The organism is Streptomyces sp. NPDC056373 (genome assembly GCF_042262425.1).
In the GTDB taxonomy this organism is placed as follows: domain Bacteria; phylum Actinomycetota; class Actinomycetes; order Streptomycetales; family Streptomycetaceae; genus Streptomyces.
On record NZ_JBHJPX010000008.1, the window covers coordinates 419,835 to 438,152 of the forward strand.

Genomic DNA, 18,318 nt, shown 5'->3' on the forward strand with positions numbered 1-18,318 from the left:
CCATGAGCACCGCTGCGACGACCGGCACCGACGCCGAGGTCGAGCTCGCCATCGGCGGCATGACCTGCGCCTCCTGTGCGGCACGCGTCGAGAAGAAGCTCAACCGCATGGACGGGGTCACCGCGACCGTCAACTACGCGACTCAGAAGGCGAAGGTCGGCTACTCCGGTGACGTCTCCGTCGGTGATCTGATCGCCACGGTCAGGGCGACCGGGTACACCGCACGGGAGCCGTCTCCCCCCGCCGGGCGGGACGACCCGGGCGTGGCGGCAGACGAACTGCGTCCGCTGCGCGAGCGGTTGATCACGGCCGTGGTCCTGTCGGTTCCGGTCCTGGCCATGGCGATGGTCCCGGCGCTGCAGTTCGAGTACTGGCAGTGGCTGTCGCTCACCCTGGCCGCTCCCGTCGTGACGTACGCGGCATGGCCCTTCCACAGGGCGGCGTTCACCAACGCGCGGCACGGCGCTGCCACCATGGACACCCTGATCTCGGTGGGCACCTCGGCCGCGTTCCTGTGGTCGCTGTGGGCGCTGTTCTTCGGTACCGCGGGCACGCCGGGCATGACGCATCCCTTCGAGCTCACCATGGAGCGCACGGACGGCGCCGGGAACATCTACCTGGAGGCCGCCGCGGGCGTGACCGCCTTCATCCTGGCCGGGCGGTACTTCGAGGCCCGCGCCAAGCGCAAGGCGGGCGCGGCGCTGCGGGCGCTGCTGGAGCTGGGCGCTAGGGACGTCACGGTGCTGCGCGACGGCGGCCGGGAAACGACGCTTCCTGTGACGGAGTTGAAGACCGGAGACCGCTTCCTCGTCCGGCCCGGCGAGAAGATCGCGACGGACGGGACGGTCGAAGAGGGTTCCTCCGCCGTGGACGCCTCGACGCTCACCGGCGAGTCCGCCCCCGTGGAGGTGGGCGCGGGCGACCCGGTCACCGGCGCCACGGTCAACGTCGGCGGGCGGCTCGTCGTCCGTGCGGCGCGGGTGGGTGCCGACACCCAGCTGGCCCGGATGGCCCGGATGGTGGAGGACGCGCAGAACGGCAAGGCCGCCGCGCAGCGGCTCGCGGACCGGATCTCGGCGGTGTTCGTGCCGGTGGTGATCGCCCTGGCGCTCGGCACGCTGGGCTTCTGGCTGGGCAACGGCGTCGGGCTGACGGCAGCGTTCACCGCGGCGGTCGCCGTCCTCGTCATCGCGTGCCCGTGCGCCCTGGGTCTCGCCACGCCGACCGCGCTGATGGTGGGCACCGGGCGGGGCGCCCAACTCGGCATCCTCATCAAGGGCCCGGAGGTCCTGGAGTCCACGCGCCGGGTCGACACCGTCGTCCTCGACAAGACCGGCACGGTCACCACCGGCCGGATGACGCTGCTGGCCGTGCACACCGCCGAGGGCACGGACGAGGCCGAGGTGCTGCGGCTGGCGGGGGCGCTGGAGCACTCCTCCGAGCACCCGATCGCCCGGGCCGTCGCGAACGGGGCGCTGGAGAAGCTGGGCGCGCTGCCCACGCCGGAGGACTTCGCCAACGTGCCCGGCCTCGGTGTGCAGGGCATGGTCGAGGGCCACGCGGTGCTCGTCGGACGAAAGCGGCTGCTGGCCGACTGGGCGATGGAGCTTCCCGAGGACCTGGCCCGGGCCGGGGCCGCGGCCGAGGGCGCCGGGCGCACGGTCATCGCCGTCGCGTGGGACGGCGAGGCGCGTGCGGTGCTGGAGGTGGCCGACGCGGTGAAGGACACGAGCGCGGAGGCGGTCGGCAGGCTGCGGGCTCTCGGTCTCACGCCGATCCTGCTGACCGGCGACAACGAGGCGGTGGCCCGGTCCGTCGCCCGCGAGGTGGGCATCGAGGAGGTCGTCGCCGAGGTGCTCCCGCAGGGCAAGGTGGACGTGATCGAGCGGTTGCAGGCCGAGGGCCGGTCGGTGGCGATGGTCGGGGACGGTGTCAACGACGCGGCGGCCCTCGCCCGGGCCGATCTCGGTCTGGCCATGGGCACCGGCACGGACGCCGCGATCGAGGCCGGCGACCTGACGCTCGTCCGGGGCGATCTGCGGGCCGCGGCGGACGCCGTCCGGCTGGCCCGCCGCACGCTCTCCACGATCCGCTCGAACCTGTTCTGGGCCTTCGCCTACAACGTGGCGGCCCTGCCACTGGCCGCGGCCGGCCTGCTCACCCCCATGATCGCCGGGGCTGCGATGGCCTTCTCCTCGGTCTTCGTGGTCGGCAACTCCCTGCGGCTGCGCACCTTCCGGGCCGCCGGCTGAGGCCCCGACGGCTCAGCGGCGCCGCCACACCAGCGTGTAGCGCCAGAACAGGCGCCGACGCAGCCGGACACCGGGGAGGACGGCCCGGGCCCCGCGCGCGATCTCGGAGAAGGTCAGGTCCGCCGGGCGGGTCGGGGCGGTCATCGAGACCGGGCGGGGCGCCGGGCGGCCCCGGTTCTTCAGCAACGCCATGACGATGTTGAGCGGGATCGACGCGATGGCGAGCAGGTGGTCGACGGGCGTGTGCTCCCGGGCCAGGCCGACGATCACCAGCGTGCCACCGGGGGCGAGATGGTCGCGGAAGTCCTGGAGGGCCTGGGGGAAGGGCAGATGATGCAGGACGGCGACGCAGGTGATGACGTCGTACGAACGGTCGCCGAGGCCGGCCGGCGCGTCGATCGCCGTGTACGTCACCGGCGCCGCCACCGGCGTCAGTTCCCGTGCCCGCGCCGTGATCGCCGGGTCGGCGTCGATCCCGTGCACACGGGCGGCGCGGCCGGTCAGCAGCCGGGCCAGGTCGCCGCTGCCGCATCCCACGTCCAGGGCGCTGCCCACCCGCTCCGGAAGCTGCCGCAGGATCCAGCGGTGGAAGTGGGCGTTGTGGTCCCAGGGCCGGGCGGCGTGGAAACGCTCCAGGGCGCGCAGGGTGCGGCGGGGCAGCAGGGGCATGTGCTCAGTGTTGCGGATCACCGGGGTGGCCGTCCGCCGTCCGGGCACTCGGTGGGTACCGGCTCGCAGGGGCGCCGAGCGTGCGCCGGGCGCGAGCCGGTACCTTGCTGGGGAAGGCCACTGCGGGGAGAAGCACATGACCGATCCGACGACCACAGACGCGGACGCCCCCCGTCCGCTTCAGCACACCCGGGACCTCGCGAGTCGGCCCGGCCGGCTCCTGAGCGCCGTGTTCGGCGATCTCAGGGCCGTGGACGGCGCGCTGTACGCGGCGGTGGCCGCCACTCCCACGCCGACCCTGGACCGGACGCTGCGCCACCTGTCGCACGCGGCCGACCACTCCAAGATCTCGTTCGCCATCGCCGCCGCCCTGTCCCTGGCCGGGAAGCGACCGCGCAGGGCCGCCCTGGCCGGCGTCGGCGCGATCGCCGTGGCATCGGCCTCGGCCAACCTGCTCGGCAAGCGCCTGGTGCGCCGCGCGCGGCCGGACCGGGAAGCGGCCCGGGTCACGGTGGACCGGCACGTGAAGATGCCGACCTCCGCCTCGTTCCCGTCCGGGCACACGGCGTCGGCGGTCGCCTTCGCCACCGCCGTCGGCGTGGTCCTGCCGCCCGCGGCGGTGCCCCTCGGCGCGCTGGCGAGCGCCGTCGGCTACTCCCGCGTCCACACGGGCGTGCACTACCCGGGCGACGTGGCGGCGGGCGCGGTCCTCGGCATCGCGAGCGCGGCGGCGGCCCTGGCGGCAGCGGCGGCCACCCCCTCGGCGAGGACCCAGGCCCTGCTCACCGCGGCCCGTTCGTGGCCGCGGATCAGCATCGTCGGCGCCCCGCGCCGGTAAAGCCGCGGGTCGGCCGGGCGCGGGGGCCCACCCCGCCGCCCGGCGCCCTCACGGTGACGAACCGTCAGCCGAAGGCCCGCACGGCCTGGTAGTACGTCCAGGCCGTGCTGGTGCAGGAGGTCTTCGCGCCGCCGCTGTAGGCCGCGCAGACCCTCTTGAGGTCCTCGTAGAAGGCGCTGTCGAGCCGGGACTTGTTGGCGCTGAAGGTGCCCGCCGCCTTGTAGTTGCGGTAGCCGAAGTCGTGGCGGGCGCAGGACATCGAGAAGGGGAAGCCGAACGGGTTGTCCGGCGAGGAGGAGCAGTAGTCGGTCGACCAGTCGAAGGCGTACGCGGCCCACGTGGCCTGGTCGGCCCGGGCGGCGGCCCAGGTGCTGTAGCCGGACGCGCTGGTCTGCGTCCAGTTGGCGAGCACCTGGGGCTTGTCGGCAGGAGCGGCGCTTGCGCTCGTGGCGGCGCCGACCACGGTGACGAGGGTCAGGGCAGTGGCGGCAAGACCGGTTGCGAATCTGCGGTGCATCCCACACCTCCATGAGACTGCGACCCGCCCATCGGGTCGCAGGTTCATGACAAGAGAATGACCACCTCGTCACCTCGCTCACACCTGACGTGCCCCAATGGCCCCTGAACTTACGGCTGTCGGAGGAGAACGGCAGCGGACCGGCGCACGTCGACGGCAGTCAGCGCCAGGGCCAGCGGTCCGGGGACGAGGAAGGCCAGTGGCAGCAGCATCCAGGCGCACAGCGCCGCCGTCGCCACGGCGAGCAGGACCAGGCCGCTGCCGCCCACGTCCGCCACGGCGTCCCGGCCTGCCGCGCGCACCGCGGCCCGCCAGTCGGTGAGCGACTCGGGGCGCCCGCAGGCGCGCAGGCCGACCACCACCGCGCCCGTGCCGATCACCGCGGCCGGCACCACGAACAGCGGCGCTCCCGGCAGTCCGGCCCCGGCCAGCGCCACATCGGCGGCGAACACCAGCAGAGCCGCCAGGGCAACTGCCCCCGCCACCAGGTCACCGGCGCGCAACCGCCGCCGCAGCAGGGCGAAGTACCGCCCCGCCGTGACGGGTCGGCCCACTCCCGCTCCCCGCAGCACGGCGCACGCCGTCGACAGCGCGGCCGGGAGGGTGACCAGGGGCAGGCAGGCCGCCGCCGTGGCCAGTCCGACGCTCAGCACGTCGGCGAACAGGGTCATGCGCGGGCCGAACACCTCGCCCGGGTCCCTGGCGGCCATGTCCCTCACCCCTTCAGTCCGGAGCTGGCCATGCCCTCCACCAGGAACCGCTGGAAGGCGAGGAAGAACAGCACGATCGGCAGCAGCGCGATCACCGACAGGGCGAACATCGGGCCGAAGGCGGAGGTGCTGGAGGCGTCCACGAAGGAGCGCAGCGCGAGCGTGAGGGTGAACTTCTCCGGGTCGAAGAGGTAGATGAGCTGGGTGAAGAAGTCGTTCCAGGTCCAGATGAACGTGAAGATGGCGGTGGTGATCAGGGCCGGCCGGGTGAGCGGCAGCACGACCTGGAAGAAGCTCCGGAAGGGCCCGCAACCGTCGATCCGGGCCGCCTCCTCCAGCTCGCGCGGCAGACTGCGCATGAACTGCACGATGAGGAAGACGAAGAACGCCTCGGTGGCGAGGAACTTCGGCAGGATCAGCGGCCAGTAGGTGTTCACCAGGCCGAGCTGGTTGAAGATGATGTACTGCGGGATCAGCACCGCGTGGTGCGGCAGCATGATCGTGGCGATCATGAAGGCGAACAGCGGCCCGCGGAAGCGGAACCTCAGCCGCGCGAAGGCGTAGGCGGCGAGCGAGCAGCTGATGACGTTGCCGAGGACCGCGCCGCCCGCGATCAGCAGGGAGTTGCCGAGCAGCCGCCAGATGGAGACGTCGTTGACGCCGTCGAGGGCGGTGGCGTAGTTGGACCACTCCAGGTGGCTGGGCAGCAGGTCGAGACTGGCGATGACCTCGTCGGCGGGCTTGAGCGAGGTGGCCAGCAGCCAGGCCAGCGGGTACAGCATGACCAGCAGGGCGGCCAGGCAGCCGACGTGTACGGCGGCACGGCGCCATCGAACGGGCTTGTGGACGGCGGTCGTCGAGGTCACCGGTCCCCCTCGGAAGCGTAGAAGACCCAGGAGCGTGAGGTACGGAACAGCACCGCCGTGACGACGCCGATCACGAGGAGCAGCACCCAGGCCATGGCGGAGGCGTAGCCCATGTGGGAGGCGACGAAGCCCCGGTCGTAGAGGTACATGGTGTAGACGAGCGTCGAGTCGGCCGGTCCGCCCTTGCCGGCGCTGACCGCGAAGGCGGGCGTGAACACCTGGAAGGCCTGGATGGTCTGCAGGACCAGGTTGAAGAAGAGCACCGGTGACAGCATCGGCACGGTGACGGACAGGAACTGCCGCCACTTCCCGGCTCCGTCGACGGCCGCCGCCTCGTACAGCTCGGCGGGGATCTGCTGGAGGCCGGCGAGGAAGATGACCATCGGCGCGCCGAACTGCCACACCGTCAGCAGGGCCACGGCCAGCAGCGACCAGCCGGGCTTGTTCACCCAGCCGCCGGTGCCCAGCAGGTTGTCCACGGTGCCGCCGTCGTTGAAGACCGCCCGCCAGACGAGCGCGACGGACATCGACGCACCGAGCAGGGAGGGGGCGTAGAACGCGGAGCGGTAGAAGCCCTTGCCGCGCTTCATGCCCTTCAGGGCGAGCGCGACGACCAGGGCGAGGGCGAGTTGCAGGGGCACGGCGACGACGACGTACGTCAGGGTCGTCGCGACCGAACGCCAGTAGCGGGGGTCCTCGGTGAACATCTGCACGTAGTTGCGCAGACCGACCCACTTCGGCGGGCTGAACAGGTCGTAGTCGGTGAACGACAGGTACAGCGACACGGCCATCGGCAACAGCGTCAGGACGATCGCGCCGAGCACCCAGGGCGAGAGGAACACCCAGGCGGCGCCCTCGCGTTCGCGCTTGGGGCGGCGCCTCGGTGCGGCGGCGGGGGCGCGCCTCGCCTCCGCGGGGATCGCGGTGGTGGTCATGGCCTCAGCTCCGCCTTCGCCTCGGTGACGTAGTTCTCGGCCGCCTCGCGGGGCGACATGCGTGCGTAGGACACCTGGTCGTAGTCGCGCTGGAAGGTGCTCTGCAGGGCGTTGTCGCCGGCGGGCGGCGCCTGGGGCGGATCCTTGAGCCTGCCCTCCAGGGAGGCCTGGAAGCCGGCGATGGTCTTGTCGAAGTCCTTGAGCTGCGGGCCGGTCTCGTCGCGGATCGTCTCGTTGACGGGGATGCCGCGGCTCGCGCCGAGGATCTCCGCGGCCTGCCGGTCGTTGATCAGGAAGTCGACGAGCCGCGCGGCCGCCTCGGGGTGGCCGGTCTCGGCCGAGACGCCCACGAACATGGACGGCTTGAAGTACTGGCCGGGCGTGCCGTCCTCGCCGGACGGCATCGGGGCGAGGGCGACACCGCCCTCGACGAGGGCGGCGAAGCCGCTGGCCGGGGCGTCCCAGTTGGCGTCGGTGACGGACGTGCCGCGCCCCAGCGGGGTGTTCTCGACGGATCCGTCGAGCTGGGTGGTCTGCTCGGCGGGTGAGACGGCGCCCTCGCGGCGCAGCCGGTCGGTGAAGGTCCACCAGCGTGTGAGGTCGCCGGCGGTGAAGCCCAGTCGGCCGTCCTCGGTGTAGAGGGCCTTGCCCCGCCCGCGCAGCCAGACCTCGAAGGCGTCCTCGCTCTGGCCGGGGTCGGTCGCCCCGGGCTTGCCGGTCTTCTTCGCGAGGGCCCGCATGGTGTCGGCCCACTCGCTCCAGGTCCAGCTCTCGCCGGGCAGCGGGACGCCCGACTTCTTCCACGTCCGGACGTCGTAGGCGACGGTCTCGGTGCCGCGGCCCTGCGGGATCGCGTACTGGACGTCGTCGACACGGCCGGTGGCGAGCAGGCCCGGGTCGATCTCGGAGGTGCGCAGGGTGGACTTCTGTTTCGCCAGGTCGAGCAGGACCCCGCCGGAGGCGTACTGGTCGATCTGGCGGTAGTCCAGCTGCATCACGTCCGGGGCGTCACCACCGGCGGCCTGGGTGGCGAGCTTCTGCTTGTAGGCGTCGTAGCCGGAGAACGACGTCGCCACGTCGATGTCCGGGTGCTGTTTCTCGAACAGCGCGACGGCCTTCTCGGTGCGTTCCGCGCGGTCGGGGTTGCCCCACCACGTGTAGCGCAGCACGACCTTGCCGCCGCCTGCGGACTCGCCGGATCCTCCGCAGCCCGCCAGCACCGCACACAATGCCAGTGCGGCGGCCGACGCGCAGAACCCCTTTGTCCTGTGTCCGGGCATGCCGAGGTCACTCCTCTCGACGGAGTTTCGGTTGAGCCCCCCTCAGAGCCCCCCAGGTCGCCCCAGGCCCCCCCAGGTCCCCTGCTGCTACTCCTCCTGGTACGGCAGCGTGGTGCCGGGCAGCGTGTACTCGTCGCGCCGGCCGCACATGCCGAAGCCGCCGAGCCGGGTGGGCGCGGCCTCGTGGGCGGTGGCCCCGCCGAGGTGGCCGGGGTCGCCGGCGGCCAGGGCGTCGAGCTGGGCCCCGGTGCGTTCCGCGGTGGCCAGGGCACCCTCCCGCCACAGCTTCTGCCAGGTGGGAACCTTGTCGCGGACGATCCGGGCCGCGGCGCTCTGGAACTCCAGGAACGGGCCGTCGTCGCCGGCGACTAGAGCCTCGCGCAGCCCGAGGTACCCCTCGACCGCGAGGTCCCTGCGGCGCCGGGCGGCCGCGGCCGTCTCCGGTCCGGTGCCGGGCGGCAGGGCGGCCGCCGCGGCGTACTTCTCCGGGTCGGCGAGCACCTCGGGCGGGAAGGTGAACACGGCGTCCCCGGCCTCGGGCAGGCCGCTGTTCTGCATCAGCACGGTGATACGCAGGTCGCCGCCCTGCACCATGCGGTGCACGGTGCCCGGCGTGAACCAGGCGAGGGAGCCGGCTTCGAGGGGGATCTCCCGGTAACCGTCCGGGCTCAGTGTCTGGACCGCGCCCCGGCCGCCGGTGACGACGTACGCCTCGGTGCACACCAGGTGCAGGTGCGGGCTGCCGCCGCAGACGCCGTCGGCGGCCTCCCAGTCATAGGCGCTCAGGTGGGAGAGGCCGATCGCGCCGGGCAGCGGGTGCGGAAGAGCCGTCGGCTCGGGTTCGCTCACCACGGCAGGCCCTTCAGGTGGGTGCCGACCCGGTCCCGGTCCCAGGCGCCGTCGGCGACGACGAGGCGGTACCGGTACCCGAAGGACTCCCCCGGCGGCAGTTCGAACTCCTCGAAGAACGCCCAGGAGAAGGCGACGGTCGGGAAGGGCTCGGAGCGGACGAACCAGTGCGACTCGTGGATCGGGGACGTCGCGTCGAGGTTCTCGGGCGCGTGCGCGAACACCAGGGTCGAGTGGCCGTCGACGTCGTCGTGCTCGGTGGTGAAGGCGAGCCAGGGGCCCTGGGTGCCCATCAGCTGGCCCGCGTCGGCGTCGGTGTCCGGGGCGAAGACCGTGCCGCCGGTGAAGTCGCGGGGGCCGCGCCACTGGAGTCCGGTGTAGCCGGCCATCTCACGGCCCGCGGTGGTCGGGGAGCCGAAGGCCAGGGGCTCGGAGCGGGTGTTGGTGAGGCGGATCGACCAGTCCAGGGCCCAGGAGCCGGCTTCCTCGTCCACCGAGTGGACGGTCAGTCCGCGCACCTCACGAGCCCACTCCTCGCCGCCGTTCTCGATCCAGGTGAGGTTCTCGGTGAAGGCGAGGCGGTCGTCGGCGACCGTGAAGTCCGCGAAGCCGTCGTGCCGCATCGAGCCGACGCGCTCGGGCAGGCGGAGGTAGCCCTGCCCGTGGACGTAGCAGTTGCCGCCCCAGAAGTTCTGACCGGACAGATGGCTCGCGGTCATCTGCAGGCCCTTGTGCCAGCGGTGGTCGTTCGGGCGGTAGCCGGTGACGGTGCGGCCCGAGAGGGTGCGCACGGGGTGGGCGTAGGGCTTGCGGGACTCGAAGGGATCCGGGTCGGGGCGGTAGACGTAGCGGAGGATCTCCGTGCCGCCTGCGGTGACGGCGATGTCCTCGCCGTGCGTGTGGGTGACGCGGATGGTCATGCGCGCTCCTTGGGGGCCCAGTCGGGGTACTCGCCGTGCATGGCCTCGTAGAAGGGGTCGCCGGGGCCGATCTCTCCCGCGTGCACCGAGCGGCCGGTGAACGCCGCCTTGTACAGGGCGGCGGCGAACTCCAGGGTGGCGCGGGCGTCGTGGCCGCTGCCCGGCGGCCGGGTGCCGGCGTCGTAGGCGTCGAGGAGTGTGCCCAGCTGGGCGGTGTGCGAGCTGGGCACGTCGCTCGCGGGGGTGCGCCAGGCGGTGGCCCGTTCGGAGGCGACGTGCGGGGCCGGGGTGTAGGACCAGCTGTCGTTGCTGTGGCCGTACAGGTGGGTGAGTTCGACCGTGGCGTCGGCGCAGTCGATGCGGATGCGGCTCACCTCTTCCGGGGAGAGCACACTGTTGACGACGGTGGCGAGGGCGCCGCTCCTGAACCGCACCAGGGCGGTGGACACGTCCTCGCTCTCGGTGTCGTGGACCAGCCGCGCGGCCATCGCGCTGATCTCCTCCCACTCGCCGAGCAGGTGCAGCAGCAGGTCGTACTGGTGGATGCCGTGGCCCATGGTCGGGCCACCGCCCTCGCTGGCCCACTTCCCGCGCCAGGGCACCGCGTAGTACGCCGCGTCCCGGTGCCACGTGGTCTGGCAGTGCGCCACCAGCGGGGCTCCCAGCTCGCCGCTGGTGATCAGCTCGCGGGCGTGCACGGCGCCGGATCCGTAGCGGTGCTGGAACACGACCGACGCGTACCCGCCGGAGGCCTCCTCGGCGGCGGCGATCTCGTCGTACTCGGCGAGCGACAGGGTGAGCGGCTTCTCGCACAGCACCCAGGCGCCGGCCTTCAGCGCGGCCACCGTCTGCTCGCGGTGCAGCGAGGGCGGCGTCCCGATGAGGACCAGGTCGGGGCGTACGGCGTCCAGCATCGCGTCCACCGAGGTGTACCCGGCGACCTGCTCACCGGCCAGCTCGCGGAAGGCGTCGAGACGCTCCTGGTCGACATCGACGGCGGCCACCAGTTCCACCCGGTCGGAGTGGGCCCGGAGCGCGGGCAGGTGACTGCCGCTGACGATGGCTCCGGTGCCGACGACGGCCACGCGGCGGCGGGCGGGAGACCCTGGGGTCACGGACATGCGGTGCTCCTCGGACAACCGGCTGACAAGCGCTTGGAAAGCGCTTGCACTCGGTAGGGACCCTAGGCGCGAGAGAATGTCTGGACAACCCCCCTGCAGCGACCTGCACAAGGTCTGCCCAGGCATCGTCCCAGCTCGGGACGGACATACGGGATGTCGCCCCCACCATGGAAAAGGCATTCCCCCCTCTCGCCGGTGGGGATGACCCCACCGGGAGCCGGCTGTCAGCCGGAGTGATCGCGCGGCGCACCGACCCTAGCGTTCTGACGCACAGCACCCCTCTTCCGGCATGCCCCTGCCATGCCGGAAGAGGGGGCGACAGCGACAGAAAGGACACTCACGTGTTACCCCGTTCCACGGGAACCGCGAGACGTGCCGTCCTCGCCGCGACGGCCGCCCTCCTCGCCTTCACGGCGCTGCCCGCCACCGCCGAAGCCGCCCCGGACCCTCTCACCCGCTACCACCGGCAGCACCTGACCTGGAAGAGCTGCGTCCTCGGGGCCGACGACACGACCGGCAAGGAACTGGAGCAGGCCGGCGCGCGCTGCGCCGACGTGACCGTACCGGTGGACTACTCCGACCCCGGCGGCCGGACCCTCACCGTCGCGATCTCCCGGATCCGCGCCACCGACACCGAACGCCGCGTCGGCCCCCTGCTCCTCAACGGCGGCGGGCCCGGCGGGCCCTCGCTCGGCGACGCGCCATGGGTGCGCAAGGCGATGAAGGACGTCGCCGCGCGGTACGACGTGGTGGGCGTCGACCCCCGGTACATCGGCCGCAGCACCCCACTGGACTGCCGCTGGCCGACCGGCTCCGCCTGGCGCGGAGCCGGTGAGGACCGAGCCGGCTTCGACCGCATGGCGGCCTTCTCGAAGAGCCTCGCCGACCGCTGCCGCACCCACGCGGGTGACGCCCTCCCGCACGCCACCACCCGCAACACCGCGCGCGACTTGGACGTCATAAGGGCCGCCCTCGGCGAGCGGCAGATCTCCTACCTGGGCTACTCCTACGGCAGCTACCTCGGCGAGGTGTACACCTCGATGTTCCCGGGCCGCACCGACCGGGTCGTCCTGGACGGTGTGATCGACCCGGCACGCTACAGCGCCCGGCTGTGGCGGGGCGTCGAGCCGGCCAACCAGCACGCCCTGGGCGGGTGGGCCTCCTGGGCCGCCGCTCGCGACGGGGCCTACGGACTGGGCCGTACGCGGGGCGAGGTGCTGGCCACGGTGGAACGCGTCCGGGCCGCCGCCGCCCGCACTCCGCTGCGGCTCGGCGACCACCGGCTCGACGGGCACGTGATGCCGATCGTCGTCCTCAACGGCCTCTCGCAGCACAACGACGCCGCCTACGGAGACTTCGCGCAGGGCGTGCGGGACATGCTGCGGGCGTCACGGGGACAGCGGGTGACACCGTCCCCGTGGCTCGCCGGGGTGCTCGAGTTCGTACTCACGGGCACCGACTCCCCCTACGGCAGCGCGCAGACGGCGATCGTGTGCGGCGACAACGCCGCGCCGCGTGACCCCGACGTCTACTGGCGCGACGTCCAGCGCTCCCGCGCCGAGGACCCGCTGTTCGCCCCCGTCACGAACAACCTCAACCCCTGCACGTTCTGGGACCCGCCCCGTGAGCCTCCGACCAGGGTCCGGAGCGATGTGCCGGCGCTGCTGGTGAGCGCCACCGGAGACCCGCGCACCTCACACGAAGGCGCCCGGGCCGTGCGCGCGATGTGGCCCTCCTCGCGCCTGGTCACCCTGAAGGGGGCCGACCAGCACGCGGTGTACGGCGTCTACGGGTCGGCCTGCGCCGACGGCGCGGTCAACGCCTACCTCGCGACGGGGCGTCTGCCGGCGCGGGACATCGGCTGCACGGCGCGCGCGGGAGGATCGGCGGGCTAGGGTCTGATGCGCAAGCGGCGCCTGCCGTGCGGCGCCCTGCGGGCGCCGCACAGCGTTCCGCAGCACCGCCCCCGGCACACCGCCGATCGGCTGCGTGATGGACTGGTTCGCCTTCTTCTGGGCCGAGACCGTCATCGCCGTGTGCCTGATCGTCTCGGTCACCACCGGAATCCGCACCGCCGTGCGCACGGGTGACGACCGCCCCGCCCGGGACCGCCACCGCACTGTCCGCACCGGGACGGCAAGAGGCCCTGATGGTCACCGCCCGCGGGGCGGTGACCATCAGGGCCGGCGTGGCCGGGTCAGGACTCGACGATCTTGCGCACGTTCTCCAAGGAACCGCACCCGGCCTTCAACTGGCGCTCGCGCTCCTGCCAGAACGCCAGACCGAGTTCCTCGCGCCGCTCCATCGCCACGTTCTCCCGGGCGCCGTTGAGGATGGTGCGCTCCTCCTCGTCGGCGTGGTGGGTGACGGCCTCGACCAGCTCCTCGAGCTTCGAGTCCCACTCCTCGGAGCCGACCTCCTCGACCTGGAGGAGCCCCAGGAGGGCCTCGTTGCCCTCGTCGTGCTCGTGCTCGCCGTGCTCGACCTCTTCGTCATCGATGTTCTTGTAACGCTTGAGCGCCGGATAGACCTTGGCCTCCTCGGCCTGCGCATGCGCGATCAGCAGGTCCGCGAACTCCCTCAGGGCTCCCGCACGGTCGTCCTCGACGCTCCGCATCCGGCGGAAGAGGTCCTCCATGCGCCGGTGATCCTGAAGGATGAGTTCTACGACGTCTTTCGTGTCGGCCATGGAAATGGAACGCCTTTCCTGGGAGAGCTTCGGGTCACTTTCGTCTACCCCATTCCTGACGATTTGTTCGCCGCCGGCGGGCTGCCGTCTACCAGCGGTACCAGCGGCCCTTGCGGCCACCGCTGTCCGCGGTACGCACCACGAAGCCGAGCAGCCACAGGACCAGCACGATCACCGCGATCCACCACAGGGCCTTCAGTGCGAAGCCCGCACCGAACAGGACCAGGGCCAGCAGCAGGACGAGAAGCAGGGGAACCATAGTCATCAACCTCCGCTCCCTCAGGTGCCCTGCACAAAGGCGAACACACAGTCGAATTTCGTGTTTCTTCACAGGGATCACGGGCATGTGAATCGCTTGTGCCGGGCGGGCCACCGGGAGCGGTTCAGCGTGAAGTCCGAGCTCAGTCCGTGCTCACGACGATCACCTCGTCGGCGGGCGTCCAACGGCGGCGCTCGGACTTGGGCGGATTGACCCGCACGCCGTAGCCCGGACTCGTGGAGGCGTCGTCGTGGCTCCGGTAGCCGATGGCGCATTCGCCGCGCCCGCGTGCCGCGGCCACCACGGTGGCGAAGGCCGTCTCGCACCCGGGCAGCACGTAGTCGCCGGCCGGCCTCAGGCGGATGCCGGTGCCGTCGGCGGAGAACAGCTCCTCGAAGACCGCCGCGAGCTGCCGGTTCTGGGAGATCTGCGCCATGAGCAACCCGATGAGCTTACCGCTGATGATCACGTCGGCTCCGGGCCCGAGGGGTGCGAGCGCCCGGTTGCGGTCGTCCACCAGCTCGGTGACGACGGGGAGTTCCCGCCCGGAGTCCTCCTCCAGCTGTCGTAGCAACAGCAGGGTGACGAGCGTGCGGTTGTCGGGTTGGTCCGGGGGCTGTCCCGGAGCGGGGTCCTCGCCCACGACGATCACGCTGTCGTAGGAGTGCACGTCCAGACGCCGGAGGGTCTCGGGGCGGGTGACGTCCCCCGGGTGGAGGGTGAGGGTCAGGCCGGTGCCGTCGGGCGCCCGGGACTCACGCACCTGCCGGACCGTCGCTTCACCGCCGTCCGCCACCACGTCGACGACCGACCCGGAGCGGGCACGGCGGCGCAACTGCTCGACCATGAGCGGCGCCCGGCGGTTCCAGCCGAGCAGCAGGACCCGCTCCGGCCGCGCGGGCGTCGCGGGCCCGGAGGCCATCGCCGCCTTCTCGACCCACTGCCCGCACTCCCCCGGCCAGGCGGTGTCGTCGTCGCGGGAGATGACGATGAGCAGATCGTCCGCGGTGACGGTCGTCTGCGGCGGCGGGTTGAGCAGCGGGGTGTCGCCACGCACCAGCCCGACGACACTGGACGTCGGATAGGACAGCAGCGCGTCGCCGAACGGGCGGCCCGTCAGGGACTCCTCGGCGACCAGGTAGAACTCGTCGCCGGCGAAGTCGAGGAGTTCCTGGTGGACGAGGGAGAGACCGGGGCGGCGGGCGGCCTGGACGATCAGCCGGGCCGTGACGGTGTCGCTCTCCAGGACGACACCGCCCGGGCCCGCGGCGAGGCCTGCCGCAAGCCGGTAGCGGTCGTCCCGGACGGCGGCGACGACGGGCGGCCGGTTCTTCACCCCGGCCAGGGCCGCCCGCAGCGCCAGCAGCGTCTTGACGACCTCGGCATCGGCGTCGGGCTCGTCGCGGGGCAGGACCAGCACGACACCGGCCGTCGCCGGACTGGTCAGGGTGAGCACGGTCGGGTCGGTGGTGGGGCCGCTGCGGCAGATCAGCCGCGTCCGGCCGACGGGGCCCACCTTCGTGGCGAGGGCCTCCTCCATCGCGGTCTTGTCGCGGTCCGCCAGCACCGCCACCGCCGCGCGCCGCTGGTTGGCATTGGCGGCCACCAGCTCGCCGACGACCGTGAACACCTGCTCCGACCAGCCCAGGACCACGACGTGCCCGTGTTCGAGCACGGTCGACCGGCCGCGCCGCAGCGCGGTGAGCCGTTCCGTGAGCGCCGTCGTGATCAGGCCGACCAGCGTCGAGACGTACAGCAGCGCCACCAGGGCGAGCAGCACCGACATCGTCACGCGCAGCGGCGTGCCGGTCGCCCCGCCCAGTCGCAGGGTCTCACCGGTGAGGCGCCACACCTGCACGAGCCGGTCCGGCAGGGACTGCGGTGCGTGCGGGTCGGTCCACACCACCAGGGCGCTGGCCGGGACGACGACGGTCAGACACAGCAGGGCCATCCAGCCGACCAGGGCCGAGGCACCGCGCGCCAGCGTGCTGGCGAACCAGTACCGGGCCCGGTCGCCCCACGGAGTGCGCCGCTGCGCCACCCTTCCCCCTCCGTCGTCCCTGGCTCTCCCGCGGCCGGCCGGCGCCGCGTGCGCGGTGCGCCGGACGGGACGGCCGGAGAGCACGGTTGTGGATACGCAGTCGCAGTGTGGGGGCTCGTTCGTGGTGGCGGACGCGGTTCGCCGCGCATTCATTCGTTCGGGTTCGCCGGGCACGTCGTGGGCGGCGAACCGCCGTGACGTGAGGGTTTTCGCCCTGATTCGCTCCTTAGGGGCAACGCCCGGGCGAACGGCGGCGGCCCGTCGCAGCCGCCGTTACAAAGATCGCCATGACTGATGATCACGCGGTGGTGACCTCCGACGGTGGTTTCTCCCGGCGGGAGTTCGCGGCGGTGGCCGGCACGGCCACCGTGGCGACGGCCCTGGCCGGCGGTACCGCCACAGCCCTGCCCGCGCCGGCCGCGCCGCTCGCCCCGGCCGTTCCCGGCGCCGGCCGCGGCGCGGACTCCGACCGATGCCTCGCCGTCGCCCGTGCCCTGCTCGTCCTGGACTCCGACGACCGCCCCCTCGTCCCGCGCTACGTGCGCGTCCTCAAAGACGGGCTGCCGGCTCGACGCACCCGCCCCAAGGACGTCCTCGTCATCGGCGCCGGTCCGTCCGGGCTGGTGACCGCCTGGCTGCTGAAGGAGGCAGGCCACCGGGTGACGGTCCTGGAGGCCAACGGCAACCGGGCGGGCGGCCGCATCAAGACCTTCCGCAAGGGCGGCCACGAAGGCGCCGGGCAGCCCTTCGCGGACCCCCGCCAGTACGCCGAGGCGGGCGCGATGCGCATTCCCGGCAGCCATCCGCTGGTGATGGAACTCATCGACCGGTTCGACCTGAAGAAACGGCGCTTCCACTACGTCGACGTCGACGAGGAGGGACGTCCCGCCGCGCGCACCTGGATCCACGTCAACGGCATCCGCGTACGGCGCGCCGACTACGCCCGCTCCCCCCGGCGCGTGAACCGGTCCTTCGGCGTCCCGAAGGCCCACTGGGACACCCCCGCCGCGGCGATCCTGCGGGCCGCGCTGGACCCGTACGCGACGAGTTCAGCCACGTCGGCCCGGACGGCAAGCGGGTCGACAAACCGCTGCCGGAGCGGCTGCGGGGCTGGGCGCGGGTGGTGAAGCGGTTCGGCGACTGGTCGATGTTCCGCTTCCTCACCGAGCACGCCGGGCTCGACGAACGGACCGTCGACCTGATCGGCACCCTGGAGAACCTCACCTCGCGCCTCCCGCTGTCCTTCATCCACAGCTTCATCGGCTCCTCCCTCATCAGCCCCGACACGCCCTTCTACGAGCTGGAGGGCGGCACGGCCGTGCTGCCGGACGCCCTGCTCGAACGGGTGCGCAAGGAGGTGCGGTTCGACCGCCGGGTGACACGCATCCAGTACCACCACCCCGACCGGCCGTCCCCGGACGGCGGGCAGGTGCGGAGCAAGGGCCCGCACGTGTGGGTGGACACCGTGTCCGAGGGGCGCGACGGCCCGGTCGTCCGGGAGCAGTTCACCGCCGACGTCGCCGTGGTCACGGTGCCGTTCTCCGGGCTGCGCCATGTGCAGATCGACCCGCCCCTGTCCTACCGCAAGCGGCGCGCGGTCTGCGAGCTGCACTACGACAGCGCGACCAAGGTGCTGCTCGAGTTCAGCCGCCGCTGGTGGGAGTTCGACGAGGACGACTGGAAGCGCGAGCTGAACGCCGTGAAGCCGGGCCTGTACGACGCCTACCGCACCGGCAAGGCCCCCGCGGACGGCAGCCTCCTCGGCGCGCACCCCTCGGTGCCCGGCGGGCACATCACGCAGGCTCAGCGCACCCACTACGCCGCGAACCGCGCGATCGGCCGCGACCAGCCGGAGGCCGCCGGTGTCGTGGGCGGTGGCTCGGTGTCGGACAACGCCAACCGCTTCATGTTCAACCCGTCCCACCCGGTCCCGGGCAGCCCGGGAGGTGTGGTCCTGGCGTCCTACAGCTGGGCCGACGACGCCCTGCGCTGGGACTCCCTGAACGACGAGGCGCGGTATCCGCACGCGCTGTGCGGTCTGCAGCAGGTCTACGGCCGGCGCGTCGAGGTGTTCTACACCGGCGCGGGGCGTACCCAGAGCTGGCTGCGCGACCCGTACGCCTACGGGGAGGCGTCGGTGCTGCTGCCCGGGCAGCACACGGAGCTGCTGCCGGTCATCCCCGGGCGTGAGGGGCCGCTGCACTTCGCCGGTGACCACACGTCGGTCAAACCGGCGTGGATCGAGGGCGCCCTGGAGTCGGCCGTGCGGGCCGCCCTGGAGGGGTAGCGCGGGTCGTCGCGCAGATAGCCCGTCGAGTAGATCTGCACGCAGGAGGCGACCAGGCCGACCAGGACGGCGACGAGGGCGGCGA

15 protein-coding genes and 3 pseudogenes are annotated in these 18,318 nt (G+C 72.5%); 5 read left to right on the top strand and 13 right to left on the bottom strand.

What is annotated here, in order from left to right; translation table 11 throughout:
• Positions 1 to 2: 2 nt before the first annotated feature.
• Positions 3 to 2,252: a heavy metal translocating P-type ATPase gene (locus ACFCXS_RS19645; protein ID WP_376644607.1), complete on the top strand. Its 2,250-nt coding sequence runs from the start codon at positions 3 to 5 to the stop codon at positions 2,250 to 2,252.
• Positions 2,253 to 2,264: 12 nt separating this feature from the next.
• Here ACFCXS_RS19645 and ACFCXS_RS19650 read toward each other — a convergent pair whose 3' ends face one another.
• Positions 2,265 to 2,921 (bottom strand): class I SAM-dependent methyltransferase, encoded by a 657-nt coding sequence (locus ACFCXS_RS19650; protein ID WP_376644608.1) that lies wholly within the window; start codon positions 2,919 to 2,921, stop codon positions 2,265 to 2,267.
• A gap of 136 nt (positions 2,922 to 3,057) precedes the next feature.
• Here ACFCXS_RS19650 and ACFCXS_RS19655 point away from each other — a divergent pair, with 136 nt between their 5' ends.
• Positions 3,058 to 3,759 (top strand): phosphatase PAP2 family protein, encoded by a 702-nt coding sequence (locus ACFCXS_RS19655; protein WP_376644609.1) that lies wholly within the window; start codon positions 3,058 to 3,060, stop codon positions 3,757 to 3,759.
• Positions 3,760 to 3,823: 64 nt separating this feature from the next.
• Here ACFCXS_RS19655 and ACFCXS_RS19660 read toward each other — a convergent pair whose 3' ends face one another.
• The 8 genes from ACFCXS_RS19660 to ACFCXS_RS19695 form a co-directional block, all read right to left on the bottom strand.
• Positions 3,824 to 4,276 carry a phospholipase gene (locus ACFCXS_RS19660; RefSeq protein ID WP_376644610.1) on the bottom strand — a complete coding sequence of 151 codons (453 nt, stop codon included), beginning with the start codon at positions 4,274 to 4,276 and terminating at the stop codon, positions 3,824 to 3,826.
• Positions 4,277 to 4,386: 110 nt separating this feature from the next.
• Positions 4,387 to 4,986, bottom strand: coding sequence for a hypothetical protein (locus ACFCXS_RS19665; protein ID WP_376644611.1), 600 nt, complete (start codon positions 4,984 to 4,986; stop codon positions 4,387 to 4,389).
• 5 nt (positions 4,987 to 4,991) lie between these two features.
• Positions 4,992 to 5,852 (bottom strand): carbohydrate ABC transporter permease, encoded by an 861-nt coding sequence (locus tag ACFCXS_RS19670; RefSeq protein ID WP_376644612.1) that lies wholly within the window; start codon positions 5,850 to 5,852, stop codon positions 4,992 to 4,994.
• Positions 5,849 to 6,787, bottom strand: a complete 939-nt coding sequence (locus tag ACFCXS_RS19675) for a carbohydrate ABC transporter permease (RefSeq protein WP_376644613.1) — start codon at positions 6,785 to 6,787, stop codon at positions 5,849 to 5,851. The genes ACFCXS_RS19670 and ACFCXS_RS19675 overlap by 4 nt, the downstream gene beginning before the upstream one ends.
• Positions 6,784 to 8,067 carry an ABC transporter substrate-binding protein gene (locus tag ACFCXS_RS19680; RefSeq protein ID WP_376644614.1) on the bottom strand — a complete coding sequence of 428 codons (1,284 nt, stop codon included), beginning with the start codon at positions 8,065 to 8,067 and terminating at the stop codon, positions 6,784 to 6,786. Before ACFCXS_RS19680 ends, ACFCXS_RS19675 begins: the two co-directional genes overlap by 4 nt.
• 87 nt (positions 8,068 to 8,154) lie before the next feature.
• Positions 8,155 to 8,919: a cupin gene (locus ACFCXS_RS19685; protein ID WP_376644615.1), complete on the bottom strand. Its 765-nt coding sequence runs from the start codon at positions 8,917 to 8,919 to the stop codon at positions 8,155 to 8,157.
• Positions 8,913 to 9,836 (bottom strand): PmoA family protein, encoded by a 924-nt coding sequence (locus tag ACFCXS_RS19690; protein WP_376644616.1) that lies wholly within the window; start codon positions 9,834 to 9,836, stop codon positions 8,913 to 8,915. The genes ACFCXS_RS19685 and ACFCXS_RS19690 overlap by 7 nt, the downstream gene beginning before the upstream one ends.
• Entirely contained in the window at positions 9,833 to 10,957 is a 1,125-nt protein-coding gene (locus ACFCXS_RS19695) for a Gfo/Idh/MocA family protein (RefSeq protein ID WP_376644617.1), read from the bottom strand. Before ACFCXS_RS19695 ends, ACFCXS_RS19690 begins: the two co-directional genes overlap by 4 nt.
• Positions 10,958 to 11,298: 341 nt before the next feature.
• Here ACFCXS_RS19695 and ACFCXS_RS19700 point away from each other — a divergent pair, with 341 nt between their 5' ends.
• Both ACFCXS_RS19700 and ACFCXS_RS19705 read left to right on the top strand, forming a co-directional pair.
• Positions 11,299 to 12,852, top strand: a complete 1,554-nt coding sequence (locus tag ACFCXS_RS19700; protein WP_376644618.1) for an alpha/beta hydrolase — start codon at positions 11,299 to 11,301, stop codon at positions 12,850 to 12,852.
• Positions 12,853 to 12,916: 64 nt separating this feature from the next.
• Positions 12,917 to 13,015: pseudogene (locus tag ACFCXS_RS19705) on the top strand (DUF4436 family protein); the annotation flags it as partial.
• Positions 13,016 to 13,154: 139 nt separating this feature from the next.
• On the opposite strand, the gene ACFCXS_RS19710 reads toward ACFCXS_RS19705, so the two are convergent.
• From ACFCXS_RS19710 to ACFCXS_RS19720, 3 genes are all read right to left on the bottom strand, one after another.
• Entirely contained in the window at positions 13,155 to 13,646 is a 492-nt protein-coding gene (locus ACFCXS_RS19710) for a hemerythrin domain-containing protein (RefSeq protein ID WP_376644619.1), read from the bottom strand.
• Between the two features lie 88 nt (positions 13,647 to 13,734).
• Entirely contained in the window at positions 13,735 to 13,905 is a 171-nt protein-coding gene (locus ACFCXS_RS19715; protein ID WP_104785264.1) for a DUF5670 family protein, read from the bottom strand.
• A 142-nt stretch (positions 13,906 to 14,047) separates the two neighbouring features.
• Positions 14,048 to 15,946: an NAD-binding lipoprotein gene (locus tag ACFCXS_RS19720; RefSeq protein ID WP_376644620.1), complete on the bottom strand. Its 1,899-nt coding sequence runs from the start codon at positions 15,944 to 15,946 to the stop codon at positions 14,048 to 14,050.
• A 287-nt stretch (positions 15,947 to 16,233) separates the two neighbouring features.
• Between ACFCXS_RS19720 and ACFCXS_RS19725 the strand changes: the two are divergent.
• Positions 16,234 to 18,233: pseudogene (locus ACFCXS_RS19725) on the top strand (flavin monoamine oxidase family protein).
• Here ACFCXS_RS19725 and ACFCXS_RS19730 read toward each other — a convergent pair.
• A pseudogene (locus ACFCXS_RS19730) lies at positions 18,215 to 18,318 on the bottom strand (hypothetical protein); the annotation flags it as partial. The pseudogenes ACFCXS_RS19725 and ACFCXS_RS19730 overlap by 19 nt on opposite strands.